Origin of the sequence: Kurthia sibirica (assembly GCF_003143975.1) — a bacterium.
GTDB lineage: Bacteria > Bacillota > Bacilli > Bacillales_A > Planococcaceae > Kurthia > Kurthia sibirica.
Genome location: NZ_QFVR01000036.1, coordinates 1 through 16,984 on the forward strand (window position 1 = coordinate 1; position 16,984 = coordinate 16,984).

The window sequence follows — 16,984 nt, forward strand, 5'->3', positions numbered from 1 at the left end:
ACCTACCTTGGTCGAAAAATATTCAATTGTCTTGTGCAAAATAGCCAACTATCCGAAAAAAGATTAGGATAGTTGGCTATTCGTCGTGCGTACCGAAAAGGTGCGCTTTTTTATATTACGGGCTTACGGTTGTCCTTACAAAAAAGTTGAATACACCATTGATGAGTCGATGTTGAATAAAGATGGTTTTTTAGATAGTAAATATGAGGACGAATATTTAAAACAATATTGTGATTCACCACAATCGTATTCGCACAATACATTTTTCCCAGTAGATTATCTAGGGGAAGATTATTGGAAATTAAATAAAGATGATAGAGCCATGTTTGGAAAGGGCAATTACTATATTTTATCGTTCTACAATGAATTCAAAGTAAATGAAAAAATTACAGTTACGATTGAAAAAGAAAAAGATGACCAATTAGAAACGACAACGCTGCTAACTTCTACAGTTAGACCAGAAGTGAACATGACAAAGCCGACTGTAAGAAAAACAACGATTAACCTTGAAGCTCAAAGTATTAAAACACTTAAAGCAACTTATGATAATAAGAGTGTAAAGGTTAAAAAAGTGAGTGGCACAAAGTATGCGATCCCTGTTAAAAAACCGAAATTGAATAAAAAATTGAAAGTCACGATTCTTTATAAAGACGGATTAAAAGAAACCATTGAAGAAAAGACATCGAATCCGATTGAGAATTTATCACACTACACCACATACTCAACAGATGAGTATATTGAAGTGAAAGCCAAAAATACAAAAACAACAGACAAAGTAAAAGTAAAAGTTGGGAAAAAATATTACAGTGCTAATTTTTCAAAAAAAGGTAAAGCAAAAGTGAATTTACCGAATAAAGTAGCTGCGGGTAAGAGTTATACATTTTACATTCAAGATAAGTATGGTAACAATCTTGAAAAAGGACGATTCTTTTATTACAAATATAGTAAAGCGAAAATTGGAATGAGTAAGTCGGCTGTAAAAGGCACGTTATTTTATTACAATTTAGGTAAACCCGATGAAATAGCGAAATACACTTCTAAAAAAAGAACTTATGAGGATTGGTATTATTATCGAGGAAATAAATCATCGAAGTATTATCATATTACTTTCGTAAATGGTAAAGTTCACTCTATTTACGAGAAGTAAGTGAACGCTATAGGAGTAAAAAAAGAGCAACGATTCTGGAGGGGAATCGTTGCTCTTTTTGTAATCTGCAATCACCTATCTACAGAATACACACTAAATATTAATCAGGAGAAACACATAATTAATCGTAAAGGGATGAAAAATAGAGAATGTCAACACGTTCTGACTAACGTATTGTCAAACTTAGAACTGCGCCTGTTAAGGCGGAAAGGTTTTAAAAGAAAACTCCACTACTAAAAATTAGTAGTGGAGTTTTTATAATTAAGCGTTTATTGTTCCGATACAAAATGGATAAAAATATATCAGAACAATTCTATTTTACCTTGATATAGCAACGTTTGCAAAGGGGATTATTAACTTTGATAAAGTGATTTATTCCCGAAATAAGGACTCGGTTTAGAAAATGTTCCAAATGGTGTGTCAGCTAGAGCACAATCCAATTCAAACATATCTGCGTCCATTTGTTTCAAGTGTTGTAGGAAAATCGCTTCGCGTGTGATAGGTGACATTCCTTCATTCGAGAAAGATTGTAACGTATGACGTACAAGTAGGAGCGATTCATCGTCCATTGGTATATTTAAACGAGTGGCTGCTTCGATGATACCACCATCTTGCGTTGAAATAAGTTGCCCAAATTTGGATAGTTCAGGAGCAGTTGGTTTCGCAAGACGTTCCACTTCATTTAGAGATTGAAGCATGATTGAAGCGTATAGGACATCGTATCGCACGTTTTTATATAAAGGCGAAAGGTTCTTTGCTAATTGAATTAAAAAGGCTGTGTGATAAGCTAAACCACCAAATAAAGCATGATGGGAATTTACAGTTGCGGGCATTTCATAAAAAGCGTCACGTTTATTCGCATATAAGCTACCAACCAGTTGATAGAGTAGAGGGTTGGAATCATTTAATTGCTGAATCGTACTTTCGATAGCTGGCTCTAATTTTGAACGAGATAAGGGCGCAGATTTTACATATAACATAGGGTTCGCATATTCGTGGTTCGGATCGAGTAACGCCAACTGATGAATTTGAATGTCGATGCGTTCTTGATAAGTAACCGTAACACCGTTTATTAAAATAACGCGTCCTGTTGGATAGTTCGCAATAGCTGAAGCGGGCGTGTCCCAAAGATTTGCGATAATTTCGCCTGTTTTATCTGCGAATACAAACGATAAATAAGGTTTATTCGTTTTAGTGATAGCAGGTTTTACAGATTTGATAAGCAACGGGTAGTTTTCTAGTTGCGTATTAGGTGTTAATTGTTGAATAGACGGTAATTGATTTGACATAGATAGTCACTCGCTTTCGTATTTTTTTAGAATTCAAAAGGAGTAGCTCTTGCGTGAGCAAAAAAAAGCATATATGCGTATACGCATATATGCTTTAAAACTTATTTAATTATTGAAATTCAATTTCTTCTTGTCTACGGAAGAAAATGTGGAATTCAGCAGTACCTTCACCAGCTACGCGAATTGTAACCATATCTACAAATTCACGATCTAAGTCGGGTGCGTCATAGACGATACGGTTTACATCGACGATGACACCTTCTTCATAATAATCTTCATACATTTCAAACATTACTTTACGTCCACGAAAAGCAGACTTTTTATCATCAACAGGAATTTCTTCATCAAGCCCTACGTTAAATGGGTATGGGATTTGTTCTTCTTCGTACATAATTAACACTACTTTCATTAGTTATTTTTTATATTTTGAGTTGTTAAAACGTTCTTTAATCTCTCCACAAAGAAAACTAGCGGGCATAGACCGCATAAAATAAGAGCGATTCTTTAGGAATGGCTCTTATTTTATAGAACAAGTTTAGAAAAATCAAGAGAAACAAAAAGAAACATAGAATAATTCTTGTTTTTAAAAATAATTAATTGTTTTATAGATTCCTTCTAATTCATGTAGTTTCTAGCTTTTTAATGTACATTAAATAATATTTTATGTGTATTCTTGTTGTTTTAGGTGGTATAAAAAGGTATAATTAATTTGGTTGGAGAGGGCATATTGAGTAACTTCCATACTCTGTTTTTTTACATAATCAATCCGACTATTTTTATATACGAAAACTAACAAATTAGGAGTGTTAAAAAAATGGTAACAAACGTTAAACAAACAGTAACAATTCATGCAGCAAATGATTTAGGGGCAGGATTCCAAAAAATCACAATGAATGGTGAACGTTATACATTTCCGACTGCATATGCAGTTCAACAATCACACGAATATTTAAGTCCATCACGTTTTGTCAGTAAAGAAGATGAAAAGCAATACGTGAACAAATTATTAAATAAATTAGACGTATCTATTGATTCAGCAGTGGTATCAGATAAAGGACGTATGTACGTTGGTGAATCAGCAGTATCTTCAAATATCGTAGCAACTCGTTTCAATGTGGTAACGGCTTCTGATAAAAAGAACTCGGATATTCCATTAATCATGTCACTTAGTACGGTGGCTGCTAAAGGATTAATCGCTTCATACAATGAAACGAATGAAATTCCTAGCGAATTAACAGTAAACGTTGAAATGACAACTGCATTGCCGATTGTAGAAGGTCGTAAAAATGAAGCCGTAGACTTATTACAAGAGCGTTATGTGAACAGTGAACACGTTGTTACATTCCACAATTTTGAAACACCTGTAAACGTGACAGTTAATTTCGTATCAGCTGGTGTTTTATTAGAAGGTGAAGTGTCATATTACGCAATTGAACAAGCAACTGACGAATTTAAAAAAGAATTAAAAGCTGATTTAGATAAACATAACCCAGACTTTAATTACATCACTGCCGATCAATTAATCGACATTGAAAATATCATCATTGTTGATATTGGTGAAAGTACAACAGATAAAGCCGTAATTGAAGATGGCGAAATCGACACGTTAAAATCGAATTCATTGCAACAAGGCTATGGTACGGTTTTAGAATCAGCATTAGAAGATTTACAGTCAAGTGGTAATGTGAAATACAAAACGCGTGTAGAGTTACAAAAAGCGTTAGCAGAGAAACAATCACTGGTTAGACGTAACAAACAAGAAAAAATGCGAGAAATCGTTGAAGCGAAAATGAAACGATTATCACAAGAAATCATCACATCGACGGAGCAAACACTACAAAAAGCCGTTAGAACCGAGCTTATTATTGTTTTAGGTGGCGGTGCGATTCCATTAGAGCCAACTTTACGTTCGGGTATGATGGAAATGACGAAAACAGCTGATGACGAAACTGGATTACCTGTAGTATTCATATCTGAAAAATACGCACAAGATTTAAACCGTACTGGCTTAGAAGTAATGCTGAAAGTTCTAGTAGGGGAGGAATAAATCGTGGGTAAAAGAGGTGAGTCTGAAAAAATAAGAAAAAGTTTTCTTATCGACAGTACGGATGAAAGAATCATTAATTTCATTGCGTCGCAAAAAAACCTTTCTGAAACAATTCGCCACCTAATTCTTGATGCAGAATCAAGAATTGGGAATCAAGATTATTTTGAATATGTCACAAAAGAGTTTCGTGAATTAAAAAAAGAAATGCAAAGATTAGAGCAGCTGAAAGAAGCTGCCCCAACTTATGAAGTAATACAAAATGATGAAGTATCGGTTATTCGTACTGAATCAACCGATGAACAGGTAACAGAGCCAACCGATGAATTAAACGATGAACACGATGCAGAACCAATCGCTGATACACCTGTTACGAAAGAAACTGTTGATACAACACCCGATGTACCAATGAAGAAGGATGTATCACCAGCGGATTTAAGAAAAGCTCGAAAACGTAAATAAAAAAAGTGCCAGGCCCTCTAAGGCTTGGCACTTTTAATTTGTTCAAGAAATCGATAATAATAATTTACCGATGAAATAAATCGCTGACGATTCTGTTGCAAAGTTTAAAATAACAAATGATTTGCCATTAGGTTTCGCCCTTTAGGCAGAAACTCCGAGTAGTTGATTTATTTCTCGTGTCACTGAAAAACCAAAAAGATTGAATTCTTTTCGGCTAGACTTGTATAAGGCATGTATCGTCTCAATTCCTTTAATCGTAGATGAGGCAGTCCTTATGGACTGATAGAGTTTGTGTCTTTTCTTGATTGGCCGATGATCTTGTTCAATGATATTATTCAAATATTTATTGGTTCGATGTGTCGTTGAATCAAAATATCCTGCTATTTTAAGTTGATTAAAGGCACACGTTAATGAAGGAGCTTTGTCCGTCACAAGTACTCTAGGATTCCCAAAATGTTTGATTAAGCGTTTAAAAAATGCATACGCTGCCCGACTATCACGTTTTTTTCGTAACGATATATCTAAAGTCAGTCCTGAAGAATCGATTGCACGGTATAAATAACACCACTTCCCTTTCACTTTAATGTAGGTCTCGTCCATTCGCCAAGAATTACCTACAGCGTGATTTCTTTTCTTCCACAAACAATAGATAATTTGACTATATTCTTGCACCCACCGATAGACCCTGGTGTGACAAACATCAATTCCTCGATCAGCCATAATTTCAGAAACTTCTCGATAACTCAGGTTATATCTCAAATAATAGCCAACGGCTACTGTAATAATCTCTCTTTTGAATTGTTTCCCCTTAAAATGAGTCATTTGAAATCTCCTATCGTTTATTTTCACTTAATTCTACCTGATATCATGCTAATTGAGAAAATTTGCAACAGAACCCTTAAAAGTATTTACTAACTGTTCATTTGTATAGGTGATATTAACGTTTTTGAAATAGCACCATTCAGGTAAAATCTTTTTAAGCACACGTTTGTTTTCAATTTTTGTTGCACCAATCGGTAATGGATAGAATAGATCGGTGCTCGTAAATTGAAGGTAACTGATGATACTTTGTGTTGCATATCCAATACTGAAGTAAAGAAGGACGAAAGAGTAGAGCCAAAATGGTAATGCTTGATTTGAACTTCTCCTGACTAAAGTCAGGAGATTCTTAGGAACAGAGCATACTTGTGAGCGTATGTCTTTGCTCACAGCGGTTTCTCTTATTGACTAAGCTAACTCCGTAGTCCCTACGGTTAAAAGGCGTAAACCTTCGGTTAATATATTTTTACTCGCATTTATATCTCTATCGAGATTTGTATGGCAACGAGGACAAGTCCAAGTCCGAATGTGCAGTCCTTTTTTACCGTCACGATTGCCACATTCAGAACAGATTTGACTAGACGGAAACCATTTATCTATTTTGACGATTTCTTTGCCATACCAATTCGCTTTGTATATTAATTTAGTGACAAATTCAGACCAAGAAACATCGGAAATGTTTTTCGCTAATGTATGATTTTTCAACAGACTTTTTACATTCAAGTTTTCAATACAGATCACATCGTGGTTTTTGATGATTTCTGTACTCAACTTATTCAGAAAATCAGTCCGTTGATTCATTACTTTTTCGTGAAGTCTTGCCACTTTACGTTTTTGTTTTTGATAGTTGCTCGCTTCAAATAGACCTACATTATTCTTTTTAGCGATTAATGCACGTTTGGATAACTTACGCTGTTCACGTTTTAATTTCTTCGCCATTTGAGAGGTAAAGCGGTTATTACTTATCTTTTGTCCATCTGAAAGAATAGCGAAATCGGTAATACCTAAATCAATACCGATAGAAGAATTTGTTTTCGGGTGTTCATAGATTTCTTCTTCACACAATAATGAAACAAAGTATTTGCCACTTGGTCTAAGTGAAATCGTTGCATTGATAATGCGTCCTTTTAACACTCTACTTTGTGCGAACGAAACAAGTCCCAATTTAGGCAACTTTAATTTTTTATCAACAATCGCAATATTATTGTTTGTGAATTGTGTTGTATAACTTTGAACAGGATTCTTTTTACTTTTGAATGTTGGTTTCGCATTTTGTTTCTTAAAGAAACGAGTATAAGCATCAGCTAAATGTTTTAAAGAAGATTGAATCGCAATGCTATCCACTTCTTTTAGCCATATTGTCGTTTCTTCTTTTTTCATTTTCGGTAGCATGGCAGAGCAGGTACTATAGGATAACCCTTTACCTGTTTGAGTGTAGGTTTCGTTCCATAACCCTAGAAAATGATTATAGATGAAACGAGAACAACCGATTGTTTTCGCAATTAATACCTCTTGTTCTTTAGTCGGATAAATTCTAAATTTATAAGCTTTGTGGCGTAGCATTGTATTCACCTCACTTCTTTTTCATTAGTTATTTCAATATAATTATATCACATTTTTATGTAAAATATCAATTATTTGGTATTAAAACAGCAAAACAAAAGAAAATGCCGATTTATCTACACGACTAAAGTCGCGAGTGTTCTCGGCACAAATTATAAACAAATGGCGATAATAAGCAGAAGGAGAGGAATAATAAAACTTTGACGTAAAGAATCATTGCGAAATACATTCCACTTAGAGTATCTTTGAAGTAATATAAAACTGTGTTTTTGCAGAAACTTACCGAGTAGATAAAAAAGGGTAAAGAGAATAAGGTGAAGTAAATGGGTGCTGCTTAAATTTTTTCCAGAGATTAAAATAGCACTAAAAATAATTAGAATAATTTGAATGTTGTTTAGTGAACTACGTGAGTAATACAAGATTTCTGACGCTAATTCTTTCTTTTCAAATGAAGTAAGAAGTTGTGGATTTTTTAAATTTATCATAATAATTGAGTCCTTTCGAAGTTTATTTATTTTTAAAACGGTAATGCTAATAATAATTATTTTTATCTTAAATACAACCTTAATTAATAAAATTATAGAATTAATCAAAGTTTTTTTGTTAAAAACGATAAAATAGATATGAAATTATTCTTTTTAAGCGTTAATATATAATCATATTCAAAATTCAATGAGTATTTCCTAGTTATGTGATAGGATAAGAATAAAGATTGAGCCAGAAAAGCCTATGAAAGTATTACAAACTGAATAGAAAGAGATTTTTTGTGCTTACACAGGGAAAGGGAGATAGAGATGGCTAACAAAAAAACATTGATTGAACGAGTGGCTGATAAAAGATATATAACAGAAGATGAGAGTAAAGAAATCGTAAATGATGTTTTAGATTCTGTTTGGGAATTGCTTTTAGAAGAAAAACTCTTATCAATTTATGGGTTTGGTTCGTTTAACTTGTATATAACTAAAGGGCGTGTCATTAGAAGCCCGCGTGATCAATCAATTATTGAAGTACCAGATAGATTAAATGTATCTTTTGACATCGGTATGGCGAAAAAAGATATGCTTTATGACAGAGCAGCTAAAAAGCCAACTCCACTCGGTCAAAAAATTATGAGTGACATCCGAGTGGTTGTTTCAGAGAGCGAATCTAAAAAGAGCGATAAAAAAGAAAAAGCAGAGAAGGTCGTTGCGAAGAAAACAGAAGAAACAGACCTTCCGCCATTACCAAAAGCTCGTAAAACGACTAGAAAGAAAATTCAGCGTCAGCAATTAAACAAAATGCAAGAGCGTATCGAGAAAGCTCCAATACGTCCGAAATGGGTAGAAGAATCAAAAGTTGTGAAAGCAGGACGACCAAAAGGTTCAAAAAATAAAAACACAACTGAAAACACAACTGAAAACGAATAAACGAAAACTCCTTTGTATAGACGAAGGAGTTTTTTTGTGTCGATAATTCCATTTATATCGTTTATAATAATTAAAAACATAGAATAATTCTGTATTTTTAATTAGGGGGTTTATATGAATAAAAGGTTATCGAGAAGAAATCGAAATGGTTTCAATCGTAAATTACTCATATCGTTATTGAGTGTGGGTGTGTTCGGTGCAACGATTGTGGGTGTTTGCAGTTATCATACGGACGCAAAAACGGTTAAGCGAATTACTAAAATTAATAATGAAATTGCTTTAAATACAAGTAACAAAATATCTAAACAAGCTCCAACTGAAGCGTTTTTACGTTCAAAAGATATTCAATTCGATATGCCTGTCGATTCAATTTCTGTAACGGATCTTTATAAACAAAGTAAAGCCGTTCGAGAAAGTGATTTGATTCGTAGAGGGGAAATTAAGGTCGCTGATATTGGATTAAGAACGTCAATCTATGAAGGGACGAACTTGAAACAGTTGAGTAATGGTGTAGGTACGGCTTCTGATTCTGAAAAATTAGGTGAAGGTCTGTATGCAGTGGCAGGTTATAACTTTGTCGGTACAAAAAAATCAGAACAATTCCTCTTATCGCCACTCCAAAAAGAAGTAGCACCCTATGAATTCATAAATAATAAGGAGTCGTTGAAACCCTATTTGAATATTAAAAAGGGAATGGAGATTAAAGCAGCGGATAATGAAATGGTCTACACCTATAAAGTTAGCAATACTTTCGTAACCAATTCAGCGAATGTGACGGATATTCAGCATGAATTAGAGGGATTGGTTGAAGCTGGAGATACTAAGCCTTTAATTACACTAATAACGAGCCTGAACGTACAAGGTGACTATGAAACAGATAAAAGCATTGTAGTTGTCGGTGAATTAGATTCAAAAAAAGATTTAACGGACGAAAGAGAATTATTATTCTTCAAAACAAAGGAGCTATCTTAGATGAATACAGAGAAAACAGTCTATAGTTTATACAGTCGTGACGTGGAACATCGTATGTTTGATAGCTTTTGTACCGATTATCAAACTATTTATGAATCACTAACTCTTGAAGAACAATGTTTCTTTTTACCGATAGATGAATTAATTAACGAAAGCCATTTTGAAGTCTTTCTGAATCTATTAGGTAGCTTTGAAAGACCAGTGATTGCTGTCCGAAATGAGTATGGATGTTTAGAAAAACAGGTTTTAGCTGACGCTTATACGGAGCGAATTGAAGATTTTGAAGTTGTGATGAATAATCAGATTTTGATGAATCAATTCAGTTCAAGCGTAATGAGAAGCATAGCACTTGCTGAATATGAAAGTGGATTAGATTTTGAATTAGATGCTGCACCCAAAGGATTGTACAAAACTTGGTACAGTGATGTGATTGAAAATGAAATGCTTTGGCAAAATGCACCCGAAAATGAAAAGCGATTAAAAACTACGTCCTATGTGATAACAAGTGGCGATCAAACTTTGTTGAAGCGTGTGTTTGAAGCGATGTGTAAGACAACAACAGGTGTGTACTTATCCGCGTTAGCAGAAGGTGAAATGGCATTTTTGAAAACTGTATGCAGATTATACAAACGTGATTTTCTACAGTTGGGCGCTCACCGTCCGTTACTTTATAAAATTCCAACATTTCACCCAGAAGGTTTAAGTGATGCCGATTTGGTTCATTACTACATTCGACTATTAATTATGACACCAGCGTTGCGTATTGCCTTTACAGAGGACGGAATTCACTTTACCGAATGTGACTTCAACGAAGTGATAAAACTGTTTTTAGAGGACGGTGTGTTGTCGTGGGAAGGGGAGAAAATGGATGTGCTCCACTTATCGCCACTCCGAACGGTTTGTACAAGAAGAAAGTTAGTCGAAATGCAAATAATGACTGATAAAATAAATAACTGTTTATTCGATGTTGCTACGATTAATCCAAATGAACGGTATGGTTGGGAGTTCCTTCCCACACCTGGCGAACACATTCGAGAATATGTGGAATCGAAAAGAATCTATCTAAAAAAATAACCTGTGCAAAAGGCACAGGTTATTTTTTTGTTTCGATTAATTCCGCAATACAACCATTGATTTGTTCGGAACTTAGCAAAATGTGTGATGTTGAATCGGGTAGCGAACAAATATGTCTGCCTGTTTGTTCATCTTTTTTCACGTATTTGTAGATTCGCCAAATCGAATTAAAATCAACAGAATAGATTAATTCACCGTTGTTGAATGTACGAGTATCTGTTGAATGGTTGTCATATTCGATAGATTCAAACATTTCAATAGGGACTGTATAAACACCACTTTCGTGACTCTGATACTTAGTAGCTTTGAACCTTGTACGATTTAGTTTTACGAAGTTGAATAACTCACCGTTCGTTAATTTTACAAGTGTCCCTTGTGGAAGTTGCGATAATACGCGTACCTTTTCGTGTAATTCCATTTAAAAAACTCCTTTAAGAATATAATTTAATCCATAGATCACATTCATCAAACCAATAGTAGCCGTCATTGTTAGCGACACTTTCGCTATCGTAAAAATTCCATTTACGTGTTAAATTGGCTGCCTTTAATTGGCTCATCAAATATTCCTCAACTGATAAGTGACCAAAAGTTAATTCTTCTGAAGCATAAGAATAACCCTCAATAATATCTGTTGTTAGTTCAACCACATCACTTTTACGCGTATAGCTTTTAGCGATTGTATAAGTAATGTCGTCTGTTAAAGCAGTCATTACCTTACTCGTTATTTCTTTTAGCGACATGGGAACGCTCCTTTTTTTCAATTTCAGTTAGTTCAAAAAGACAACTGCAACGTAAGTTGCTGAAAAAAATGAACCCTCACTTTGAAAAAGTAAGAGTTCCTGTTCACCATATATTTTAATTCAATTCTTTTAACCCTCGAAAACAAGATTTTCAAATTCTATATCTATTTCATCGATAAATTTTAATAATGAAATAACATGATTGCAAATTAATTTACTTTCAGTTTTGTTTAGAATTTTGTTATCATGAGCAAAACTTTCATTATTTCGGACAGTATTAAAGTTGTTCAACACATTTGTATTCAATTTTAAAATTTGAATAGTCATAGTCGATTGTATTATTTTAGATTTTTCTAAAAAATCGCGATATTTTTTTAATAAAGTATGCAACCCATCATCTTTTTTATATTCCAATTTGTATTTATTACACAATTCTCTAAAAACTTTCACGCAAAAAGTATGTAATCGATCTAAAGCCAACTCTGGTTCATTTTCTTGTAATTTTTCTCTAATTTCTTTTGTTAATAATTGAATAGAATCAGAGTTTAAAACAATAGAAAATTCATCTAAATTTTCAGTAGTATTTTTCTTTTTTAATATTTCAATAATAGCCGTACACTTCTCGTATAAATTCAATTCAGGTTCGCTAATATCATTGATAATTTCTTTTGAGTCATGCCATTCAAAAAGTAAATCAGTTAATAACTTTTGAGTAACGAAGTCATTTTCAATCTTAAAAAAATGTCGCAATCTCTTAGCTTTAGACCCCACATACGCATAATTTTCTCCCGCAATGTCAATGTTCACAGAACTTAAAACAAAATTTTGAAAGGTTCTGTCATTAAAATTCAATACCCATCCAGTTTCCATATTTAAAATTTGTTCAATCCAACGTAAATCTTTCGTAGATAAAGAACTCAAAATAATCCCTCCACAATAATAGTATATAGAAATTCTAAATTAGGTAATTCACGTTTCACATATCACTTTCTAACATATCATATTGTTGTAGATAGTTATAGTAGTATATTCCATCTTAATTTTCCCTATTCACAACACTCTATTTTTTGTTTTTAAAGAGAACTACTGCAATTGCAGTAGTTCTCTTTAACTTGTAACTATTTTTTCAAATACAGTGAATCAGATGCGTAAATCAAATGTTGGTTATAAATATTGTTTGCTGAAACTAGGTTAGAGAGAGGGATATTTGTAACGTGTGAAATAACGGATAATGTATCACCATTTTGAATTTCGTAATATGCCCCTTGTAACATTTCAGCTTCACCAATATTTTGATGTTTCAGTGCTTGTTCAACATCATTGTATTGATTGGCTACCCACAAAATATTGCGATCTTGATTGCGAATCACAAGTGTACGCTTTTGTTTTTTTGAATTATCATACTTACTCAATTTTTGTTCGGTAACTGAAGCAGGGAATGAACGAGCTTGTTTCTTACTCGATTCGGTCACTTTACTTTCAGTCGGAACCGTTAAAATGCGACCATCTCTAATAACTTTTTGAACATGGGAATCGGTAGCACTTGCCGTCATTGAAAGTCCAGTAGATAAGAATAATGTACCTACAAGAGCGATGACAGGAATGTAATTGTTTTTTCTGTTCATATGACACCTCCATAGCATTTCTGAAATTTAAAAACAAATAATACGCTTAATTATATCCTTATAAACCTTTTTAAAACAAGTTTTAAAATAAGAAACATAGAATAATTCAAGATTTTTAAAAATAAATATGTTACTATTTAGCGTATAATAAGCGTTTTAATAGATAGGAGTTGTTTGCTATTACGAAGAAAACAGATAGTGTGCGAGTGGAGTTTAGAGTACCCTCTGATTTTTTGGTGAAATTAGACCACTTTGCCAAAAAGGAAGGTATATCGAGAAGTGAATTTATTACGGAAGCCTGTGAACATTACATGAATCAAATCGTGACTGATTTTAATGTACCAGTAGCGAGTGTTCAACGGATTAATCAGTTAGTAGAAGGTATGACGGCAATGGAACGACGAATGTTCACTTTAGAAAATGTGGTAGATACAGGATTACGTTCAATTATTGATTTAACTAAAGGTGAAAACTACTTGATGGATGAAGGGGAATAATATGACAGAAAAAGAACCCGATTATTTAAAGAAATTGAAGCAACAAGTAGGAGTAACAACACCACAAGGTACAACTGCTCCAACTTCAAATACACGTCCGACATCACAAAATGGTCCAACTCAAAATACAAGACCAGCTACACAAACAAACACTCAACAAAGAGTGCAAACGCAACAAACAGGTGCGGTAGGTCAAAGAAAACAGGTAGCCAAACCGAAAGCACCGACACCAAATGCGACAACAGGACAAGTGAATAAAGTTGGTGCAACGGTGAATGATGTGAAGCGACAAAGGGTGAAAACAAAAGCGAAACCGACTGCTCCTGAAGTTCAAAAGGAAGAAGTGACTGATTACTTGAATTTTGAGCGTCTAAATGGGATTGGTTTAGGTGTAGAAGGTATCGGTAGATTGGTCCATTTAGAAGAAACGCTCAATAGTGATGGGAAAAATACATTTGAGTATAGACTTCGCAAGCCGAAAGAGAAACCAAGAGTCGCTAATGCGAAGGGCGACAACTGTAAAGACGCAAAACCACGCGTACCATTACCTTTAATTGAAGAAGTCGGGGAGATTTTTTCAAATCGTTTAGGGTTGAGTGGGGCAAGAGGAATATCAAATATTGATACGATCAACTTAGCATTAGTCGCTCAAATTCAAGATAGAACCTTAAAGGAGCTATTAGGTAATGCGATTGCAAATTCTAGTAAAGGTATTCGGAAAAGTGATGATATAACCCGTTTATTTCATTCAGATGGAGCAAAAGGAAATGTTTCAGATGAATTAGTAAATTCATTAATCAATGCACTAGATAAACAGTCACAAACACTTAGACGATTAGAGCAACAAAACAAATACTTACATGAACAAAATAATCAATTGTTAGAACAGAATGGTGCGGTTATACGAACGTTAGCGTATCAAGAAGGGGTTCGGACAGGATTAGTAGGTGCAACTCGCATAAACGATACAAAAGAGCTTGAAGGTGCGCTTGTACGTGATGAAACGACGAGGGTTGTTAATTCAATGTTACGAATCGGTACAGAGGAATGGGAACGACAAGAAAAAATACGAGTCGATAAGTTGAGAAGGGGAATGAAATAAATGGTGAAATATGCGATTTTATGTGAAAAAGCAAGTGCGGCGAAAAACTTTGCTGCTGCACTTGGGGGTATGCAAGGCAATTTTGAAGGTAATTCTTATGTCATTGTGGCTGGTAGCGGTCATTTATTAACGTTAGTTGAACCCGAAGAAATGGTTGATGAATCAATGGCTGATAAATACAGTTCGTGGTCGCCAAATGAAATGCCCTGGGATTCGAGTAAACTGTCGTGGAAAAAGCGTCCAATCGTTTATAAAGGTATGGACGGTAAGAAACGTTCAAGAGCAACTGATTTAGCGAAATTGAAGAAAAATACGATGGATGCTGAAATTATGGTTATCGCAACGGACGTAGATCCGTCTGGTGAAGGTGAATTGTTAGCATGGGAAATCATTGACGCAATCAATTGGAAGCGTCCAGTGTACCGTATGTACTTTTCAGATGAAGCAGCTCCTTCGATTCACAAATCGTTTCGTGAAATGAAGGACGTATCGGATAAAAACAAAGATGGTGACTACGTGAAAGCTGAAGCTCGTAACCGATTCGACTATTTAAGTATGCAATTGACACGATTAGCGACAACATACGCTCGTCAAACAGGCTACCCAATCAAATCAGCACGACAAGGACGACTGAAATCGGTTATTGTCCGACACATTTTTGAACAAGAAGATGCAATTAAAAATTATAAAAAGACACCATTTTATGAAGTGAAATTTAAAGATGAGTTCGGGAACATGTTCGCTCGTAAGGTGAAGGACGATGAAGCAGAAGGAATTCGATTCCTCTCGAAAACAGATGGTGCTGCTGACATGCAAAAATTCGGTCCATCGGGGATTACAGATATTAAAAAGACGCGAAAATCATCTGCTCCGGGTGCGTTATTAGAACTTTCGGGATTAGCGTCCATCTTAGCCACGAAAGGTTATCCAGCAAAAGAAGTATTAGCCACGTATCAGAAAATGTATGAGGATCAAGTCGTATCTTATCCACGTACAGAAGATAAATTCATCTCGAATGAACAATTTAATGAAATGTCGAGTAAGGTCAATCAAATAGCGAATTTGGTTGGTGTAGATACAAGCCTATTAACACACCGTACCGCACGAAAAACACACGTTAAAGATGGTGGAGCACATGGAGCGAATAGACCAGGTAGTGTAGTGCCTAAATCGTTAGCTGAATTAAGTAAATATGGTAAGAGTGCTGAAATTATTTATACAACATTAGCGAAAAACTTTTTAGCGATGTACGGTGAAGATTACATTTACGATTCGATTTCAGCACGATTAGAAAAATATCCAACGTTCGTGACGAGCTTTACAGTGCCAGTAGAACTCAACTTTAAACGAATTTTTGATACATCGAACGAAACGAAAGTGAAGGACGATGAAGAAGTGGAAGCAGGTACAAAAGGAATCGGGACGATGGCAAACCCTTTTTTATTCGAGGGTGCAAATAAGAAACCGACAAAACCTTCGATGAAATGGATTATGGCGTACTTATCAAAATACAATGTAGGTACTGGTGCAACCCGAACAGGTACATTAGCTGAAATATCGAGTGGGAAAAATGCGATGTTGAGCGAGAAAAAAGGAACATTGAAATTAACAGAAACAGGTGCGATTACGGCAATTATGGCAGAGGGTACATGGATTTCTTCTGTGACGATTACGAAGCAGTTATTTGACGCAATGAATGATGTGGGTGAGTTTAAAAAACCAACGCAATACATCATTGATATTGCTGATAAAATCATTGCACACGATAAGCAGTTGATGGCGAAGAACAGTAGCAAATTGGTGAAGGTTTTAGGTAAACCAAAAGCAAAAGATACATTTGTGGAGAAACCGAAAACAGAAGGTACAGTGAACGGGGAAGTCATTAAGTTTAACGAAGTGTGGGGCGGTCATACCTTCACTGAACAAGAGAAGAAATCGTTACTAGCTGGTGAAGTCATTGAAATTGAATATGTTACGGCTAAAAAGAAAAAAGCTCGTTGCAAAGGTTCACTCCAAAAACAAAGCTACAAAGGAAAAGAGTTTTGGGGGTTCAAGCCCGATTTTTCAAAGTAAGTGAGTCATAGTCTAGTAGACTAAAAAGTAGCTGATTTCTATATCTTGAATAGTCAAATTAAGCGCAACACTTTATTAAAGAAAATTTCATAAGGACTTTTCCACTCCAAACATTTACGCGGACGTTTATTTAGTTTTTCAATACACTGGTCAATATACGTAGGCGAACAG

Annotated in this window: 17 protein-coding genes and 2 pseudogenes; 10 read left to right on the top strand and 9 right to left on the bottom strand. The window is 34.7% G+C overall.

Features of this window, described 5'->3' with window-relative positions; translation table 11 throughout:
• Positions 1-85 precede the first annotated feature (85 nt).
• Positions 86-1,147, top strand: coding sequence for a hypothetical protein (locus DEX24_RS16150; protein ID WP_146193009.1), 1,062 nt, complete (start codon positions 86-88; stop codon positions 1,145-1,147).
• 353 nt (positions 1,148-1,500) lie between these two features.
• Here the strand turns inward: DEX24_RS16150 and DEX24_RS16155 are convergent, their stop codons facing one another.
• Positions 1,501-2,436: a hypothetical protein gene (locus DEX24_RS16155; protein ID WP_109307418.1), complete on the bottom strand. Its 936-nt coding sequence runs from the start codon at positions 2,434-2,436 to the stop codon at positions 1,501-1,503.
• Positions 2,437-2,545: 109 nt separating this feature from the next.
• Positions 2,546-2,827 (bottom strand): hypothetical protein, encoded by a 282-nt coding sequence (locus tag DEX24_RS16160; protein ID WP_109307419.1) that lies wholly within the window; start codon positions 2,825-2,827, stop codon positions 2,546-2,548.
• Between the two features lie 423 nt (positions 2,828-3,250).
• On the opposite strand from DEX24_RS16160, the gene DEX24_RS16165 reads away from it, so the two are divergent.
• Together DEX24_RS16165 and DEX24_RS16170 are read left to right on the top strand one after the other, a co-directional pair.
• Positions 3,251-4,483 carry a ParM/StbA family protein gene (locus DEX24_RS16165; protein ID WP_109307420.1) on the top strand — a complete coding sequence of 411 codons (1,233 nt, stop codon included), beginning with the start codon at positions 3,251-3,253 and terminating at the stop codon, positions 4,481-4,483.
• A 3-nt stretch (positions 4,484-4,486) separates the two neighbouring features.
• The gene (locus DEX24_RS16170; protein ID WP_109307421.1) at positions 4,487-4,942 is read left to right on the top strand and encodes a hypothetical protein; all 456 of its coding nucleotides are present in this window, start codon (positions 4,487-4,489) and stop codon (positions 4,940-4,942) included.
• A 141-nt stretch (positions 4,943-5,083) separates the two neighbouring features.
• Here the strand turns inward: DEX24_RS16170 and DEX24_RS16175 are convergent, their stop codons facing one another.
• A complete protein-coding gene (locus DEX24_RS16175; RefSeq protein WP_109307422.1) occupies positions 5,084-5,764 on the bottom strand; it encodes an IS6 family transposase in 681 nt (226 codons plus the stop codon).
• Positions 5,765-6,169: 405 nt separating this feature from the next.
• Positions 6,170-7,324, bottom strand: a complete 1,155-nt coding sequence (gene tnpB / locus DEX24_RS16185; RefSeq protein ID WP_109307424.1) for an IS200/IS605 family element RNA-guided endonuclease TnpB — start codon at positions 7,322-7,324, stop codon at positions 6,170-6,172.
• 794 nt (positions 7,325-8,118) lie between these two features.
• On the opposite strand from tnpB, the gene DEX24_RS16190 reads away from it, so the two are divergent.
• The 3 genes from DEX24_RS16190 (at position 8,119) to DEX24_RS16200 (ending at position 10,776) form a co-directional block, all read left to right on the top strand.
• Positions 8,119-8,730 carry an HU family DNA-binding protein gene (locus DEX24_RS16190; RefSeq protein ID WP_109307425.1) on the top strand — a complete coding sequence of 204 codons (612 nt, stop codon included), beginning with the start codon at positions 8,119-8,121 and terminating at the stop codon, positions 8,728-8,730.
• Between the two features lie 114 nt (positions 8,731-8,844).
• Positions 8,845-9,702, top strand: coding sequence for a sortase domain-containing protein (locus DEX24_RS16195; RefSeq protein WP_109307426.1), 858 nt, complete (start codon positions 8,845-8,847; stop codon positions 9,700-9,702).
• Entirely contained in the window at positions 9,703-10,776 is a 1,074-nt protein-coding gene (locus DEX24_RS16200; RefSeq protein ID WP_109307427.1) for a hypothetical protein, read from the top strand.
• A gap of 19 nt (positions 10,777-10,795) precedes the next feature.
• On the opposite strand, the gene DEX24_RS16205 is transcribed toward DEX24_RS16200, so the two are convergent.
• The 4 genes from DEX24_RS16205 to DEX24_RS16220 all read right to left on the bottom strand — a co-directional run bounded on the left by DEX24_RS16205 (position 10,796) and on the right by DEX24_RS16220 (position 13,141).
• Positions 10,796-11,194, bottom strand: coding sequence for a hypothetical protein (locus DEX24_RS16205; protein WP_109307428.1), 399 nt, complete (start codon positions 11,192-11,194; stop codon positions 10,796-10,798).
• Between the two features lie 13 nt (positions 11,195-11,207).
• Positions 11,208-11,516 (bottom strand): hypothetical protein, encoded by a 309-nt coding sequence (locus tag DEX24_RS16210; RefSeq protein WP_109307429.1) that lies wholly within the window; start codon positions 11,514-11,516, stop codon positions 11,208-11,210.
• A gap of 129 nt (positions 11,517-11,645) precedes the next feature.
• On the bottom strand, positions 11,646-12,437 hold the full coding sequence (locus tag DEX24_RS16215; RefSeq protein WP_109307430.1) for an abortive infection family protein: 792 nt from the start codon (positions 12,435-12,437) through the stop codon (positions 11,646-11,648).
• A gap of 197 nt (positions 12,438-12,634) precedes the next feature.
• Complete coding sequence (locus DEX24_RS16220; RefSeq protein WP_170112981.1) at positions 12,635-13,141, bottom strand: LysM peptidoglycan-binding domain-containing protein; 507 nt, start codon at positions 13,139-13,141, stop codon at positions 12,635-12,637.
• A 206-nt stretch (positions 13,142-13,347) separates the two neighbouring features.
• Here DEX24_RS16220 and DEX24_RS17910 point away from each other — a divergent pair.
• From DEX24_RS17910 to DEX24_RS16235, 4 genes and pseudogenes are all read left to right on the top strand, one after another.
• Positions 13,348-13,440, top strand: a pseudogene (locus tag DEX24_RS17910) (ribbon-helix-helix domain-containing protein); the annotation flags it as partial.
• Between the two features lie 12 nt (positions 13,441-13,452).
• A complete protein-coding gene (locus tag DEX24_RS17600; protein ID WP_246131572.1) occupies positions 13,453-13,638 on the top strand; it encodes a hypothetical protein in 186 nt (61 codons plus the stop codon).
• A gap of 1 nt (position 13,639) precedes the next feature.
• Positions 13,640-14,740 carry a hypothetical protein gene (locus tag DEX24_RS16230; RefSeq protein ID WP_109307433.1) on the top strand — a complete coding sequence of 367 codons (1,101 nt, stop codon included), beginning with the start codon at positions 13,640-13,642 and terminating at the stop codon, positions 14,738-14,740.
• On the top strand, positions 14,741-16,813 hold the full coding sequence (locus DEX24_RS16235) for a DNA topoisomerase (protein WP_109307434.1): 2,073 nt from the start codon (positions 14,741-14,743) through the stop codon (positions 16,811-16,813).
• A gap of 53 nt (positions 16,814-16,866) precedes the next feature.
• Here the strand turns inward: DEX24_RS16235 and DEX24_RS17605 are convergent.
• Positions 16,867-16,984, bottom strand: a pseudogene (locus tag DEX24_RS17605) (IS30 family transposase); the annotation flags it as partial.

Bases quoted from the DNA above. Each gene is read 5' to 3' on its own strand.
- DEX24_RS16155 (WP_109307418.1), bottom strand. From the start codon at position 2,436: ATGTCAAATCAATTACCGTCTATTCAACAATTAACACCTAATACGCAA.
- DEX24_RS16160 (WP_109307419.1), bottom strand. From the start codon at position 2,827: ATGTACGAAGAAGAACAAATCCCATACCCATTTAACGTAGGGCTTGAT.
- DEX24_RS16165 (WP_109307420.1), top strand. From the start codon at position 3,251: ATGGTAACAAACGTTAAACAAACAGTAACAATTCATGCAGCAAATGAT.
- DEX24_RS16175 (WP_109307422.1), bottom strand. From the start codon at position 5,764: ATGACTCATTTTAAGGGGAAACAATTCAAAAGAGAGATTATTACAGTA.
- tnpB (WP_109307424.1), bottom strand. From the start codon at position 7,324: ATGCTACGCCACAAAGCTTATAAATTTAGAATTTATCCGACTAAAGAA.
- DEX24_RS16190 (WP_109307425.1), top strand. From the start codon at position 8,119: ATGGCTAACAAAAAAACATTGATTGAACGAGTGGCTGATAAAAGATAT.
- DEX24_RS16195 (WP_109307426.1), top strand. From the start codon at position 8,845: ATGAATAAAAGGTTATCGAGAAGAAATCGAAATGGTTTCAATCGTAAA.
- DEX24_RS16200 (WP_109307427.1), top strand. From the start codon at position 9,703: ATGAATACAGAGAAAACAGTCTATAGTTTATACAGTCGTGACGTGGAA.
- DEX24_RS16205 (WP_109307428.1), bottom strand. From the start codon at position 11,194: ATGGAATTACACGAAAAGGTACGCGTATTATCGCAACTTCCACAAGGG.
- DEX24_RS16210 (WP_109307429.1), bottom strand. From the start codon at position 11,516: ATGTCGCTAAAAGAAATAACGAGTAAGGTAATGACTGCTTTAACAGAC.
- DEX24_RS16220 (WP_170112981.1), bottom strand. From the start codon at position 13,141: ATGAACAGAAAAAACAATTACATTCCTGTCATCGCTCTTGTAGGTACA.
- DEX24_RS17600 (WP_246131572.1), top strand. From the start codon at position 13,453: ATGAATCAAATCGTGACTGATTTTAATGTACCAGTAGCGAGTGTTCAA.
- DEX24_RS16230 (WP_109307433.1), top strand. From the start codon at position 13,640: ATGACAGAAAAAGAACCCGATTATTTAAAGAAATTGAAGCAACAAGTA.
- DEX24_RS16235 (WP_109307434.1), top strand. From the start codon at position 14,741: ATGGTGAAATATGCGATTTTATGTGAAAAAGCAAGTGCGGCGAAAAAC.